Raw genomic sequence first — 3,369 nt, 5'->3', positions numbered from 1 at the left:
GATATTCCATATCTCAAGGAGCAGGGAATAGCGGAGATATTCACACCGGGGGTATCTACTAATACTGTAATAGACTTCATAAAAGATTCCCTTGCTATCTGAGAACGCTGCTATGTAAAAGACAAAAGATATGGAAAGATCAATACTCTTATTGGGTAGCTAGGTATTTAATATTTATACTTTTAAAGTACCAAAAATAAGCAACATACTTTAATTAATAAGCATGTTGCTTGCTTTTTCTATAAGATTTTATTTGTTAATACAGAAATATCAGTATGTTGTTAATGGTTTCAGTACATAAAATCATTTGAATTCCAGCATAGATACTATAAAAAAATTACTTGCGACTTTTATCCTATACTAAACAGTATGATTCCCCAAATAGGTATAGCAAACATAGATAATATGGTTGATAAAATGACAATTTTTGTTCCCAAAACATAATCATTATCATATTTTGTCGCTAAAATTACAGTTGCACTTCCTGCTGGCATAGATGTAAGTATAACAGCTATGCCAACAATAATAGGGTCTAAATTTGATAGTAATGTAAAAATGTAAACGATAGTCGGAATTATTATCACTCGGATAATAGAGAAACGCAATACATCCCAATTAAATATGGTTTTCAAATTATCAACCTCTCCAATAATTGATCCAACAAATATCATGACCATCGGTGTTGTGCATTTTGATAACATAATTACAGTTGTATTAATTGGTTCAAAAAAACGAATCCCCGAAATCATCATTGATGATCCTATATAAACAGCAATCATGCAAGGGTGTATTACCATTTTTTTTAGTGTAGCTATTGTATCTTTTTCATTTAAAAAAAGAGATAGGCCGACAGTCCACAAAGCCATACGAAGTGGGATGATAAAAACAGCGCCATACAATAAACCAATTGGACCATAGAAACTTTCTGCGACCGGCAAACCTATGAATCCTGCGTTTGAAATGAGTGTTCCAAATCGTAATACATTTTTTTGCTCATGTGTATATTTGGAAAATAAAAAAACGCCTAAGATGTAGCATAAAATAATAATAATTATTGATAATCCAATTAATATACCAAACAGTTTTATCATTTCAGTTTCAAATTTCATTTGAAAAGAATTCACTATGGTTGCAGGCAAGAATACGTTAAGCACTAAATCTGTAAAAACTTCTTTATTTTCTGACTTTATCATTTTGATTCGTTTTAAAAAAAAACCTATCAATACCAATAAAAAAAATATTCCTTGCATTTTCCATACTTGTTGTAAATCCATACTAACCTCTCTATATATTATAATCTTAAACATTAATGAAATTCTAAAAAAAAGTTGTTATCTATTATTATTAATCAAATATTCTGTTTCAATAATAAAAATATCAAGATATATTGATTTCAATATAAATATTGTACAGATAAATTTAGAGAGGATAGTTTTTCTTACGGTTCTTCTGTTGATGATCTAAAATAATTGCTAATCCTCTTAATTTATATTCCTTTAAACTTGCTTTCTTTTTTGTTTATGAAAGAATCTAATGAATTTTTATGATCTTCTGTTTGAAATGCAACAGTTTGATAATATATTTCTTTCTCTAAAAATTCATTGAAATTAGTTTCAAAACTTTCATTTGCCAATTTTTTTGTCATTCCTAGAACATATGTGGGTTTATCCAAAAATTCCCGAGCCATTTTTTCAGCTTCTTTCATCAAATCTCCTTTACAAACCACTTGATCTATCATTCCTATTTTAAATGCATCTTCTGCCAATACAGGTTTACCACTGTACGATATTCGTTTCGCATTTGCTAGGCCTACTCTTCTAGGCAAAAAATATAGTACGGACATATCAGATACAAGACCTATATTAATGAAGCTACTGACAAATTTTGCATCTTCTGCTGCTACAATAAAATCACTTGCCAAAGCTATTCCTAGTCCTGCACCTGCTGCGGCTCCATGCACAGCACTAATTACAGGTTTTTCTATATTAGCTACTTCTTTAATCCATTCACCATTCTTTCGCATCCTGTCTCTTGCTTGGATAGAGTTGATCCCTTTCATTGTTTTGACATCTCCTCCTACACAAAAATGCTTTCCATTCCCAGATATAATAATGACTCTTATTTTATAATCATACTTGATTTTCATAAAGGTGTCTCTAATTTCATTCTTAACCTCTTGGGTTAAAACATTGCCTTTTTCAGGATTATTAAGAACAATATACGCAATTTCATTTTTAATATTCAACAATACTTTTTTAATAGCTAGCCTCCTGTTTTTCTGTGTTATCTACATAATATTTCTTATTCCTATAAACTATTACTACATAAATGTTATCTACTATCATGCTGCTTGGATTTCACCATATAATATTACAGCCTGGAATTCCAGGCTTCTGAGAAGTTCTAGATCCAGAGTAGATGGTTATGTTTAGTATTCAAAGAAGCCTTTTCCTGTTTTTTTACCTAATCTATTTCCCCTTACCATCTTTCTGAGGAGAGGATGGGGACGGTATTTAGGATCGCAGTATTCGCTTTCAAGTATCTCCATTATAAACAGACATACATCAAGTCCGATCAAATCTCCTAGCGCTAGTGGCCCTAGGGGATGGTTTGCTCCTAGCTTCATGGCATTGTCAATGTCTTCTGCGCCGGAAACTCCGTCAGCTAGTATTCCGACTGCTTCATTTATCATGGGTATGAGCATCCTGTTAACAACAAAACCAGGTGCTTCTTCAACCTCAACCTCTGTCTTTCCGAGAGACTTTGCAAGCTCTTTAATTATTTCAAATGTGTGTTCTGAAGTGGAAAGACCTTTGATTATCTCCACAAGTTGCATTACGGGTGCGGGATTGAAGAAATGCATTCCTATGACCTTGTCGGGTCGTTCTGTTGCTACGGCAATTTCAGTTATGGACAAGGAAGATGTATTCGTTGCAAGAATTGTATTTTTATTGCATATCTTATCGAGTTCAGCGAATATTTTCTTTTTTATATTTATGTTTTCTACTGCAGCTTCGATTACAAGGTCACAGTCACGAGCCATGCCAATATCAACTGTAGGTGTTATTCTATCCATAATTTCATTCTTTTCATTTGTGGTCATTCTTTCTTTCATAACCATTTTTTCGAGAGTTTTGTCAATGAATAAATATCCTTTGGTTGTAAATTCTTCCTTTATGTCTCTTAGTACAACCTCATGTCCTTTTTGTGCAAACACTTGTGCAATTCCGGACCCCATTGTTCCAGCTCCCAATATACAAATTTTCATATATCTCCTCCCTATATATTCTTAGTTTTTCTTCCATTTACTCGCTAATTCGCCGTTTTTCATTTTCTTCAAAAAGCATATTACAGATTCCATGTGCATCC

The 3,369-nt window shown here is 32.5% G+C and carries 3 protein-coding genes; all 3 read right to left on the bottom strand.

All coding sequences use genetic code 11. The features are described from left to right. Positions 1 to 350: 350 nt before the first annotated feature. Positions 351 to 1,274, bottom strand: a complete 924-nt coding sequence (locus BUB05_RS18250; RefSeq protein ID WP_073051207.1) for an AEC family transporter — start codon at positions 1,272 to 1,274, stop codon at positions 351 to 353. Positions 1,275 to 1,486: 212 nt separating this feature from the next. Then, a complete protein-coding gene (locus BUB05_RS18245; protein ID WP_073051205.1) occupies positions 1,487 to 2,245 on the bottom strand; it encodes an enoyl-CoA hydratase/isomerase family protein in 759 nt (252 codons plus the stop codon). A 183-nt stretch (positions 2,246 to 2,428) separates the two neighbouring features. Beyond that, positions 2,429 to 3,268, bottom strand: a complete 840-nt coding sequence (locus BUB05_RS18240; protein WP_073051203.1) for a 3-hydroxybutyryl-CoA dehydrogenase — start codon at positions 3,266 to 3,268, stop codon at positions 2,429 to 2,431. Positions 3,269 to 3,369: the final 101 nt, after the last annotated feature.

Source organism: Dethiosulfatibacter aminovorans DSM 17477 (assembly GCF_900142005.1).
In the GTDB taxonomy this organism is placed as follows: domain Bacteria; phylum Bacillota; class Clostridia; order Tissierellales; family Dethiosulfatibacteraceae; genus Dethiosulfatibacter; species Dethiosulfatibacter aminovorans.
This window is presented reverse-complemented; position numbering and strand designations above follow the sequence as displayed.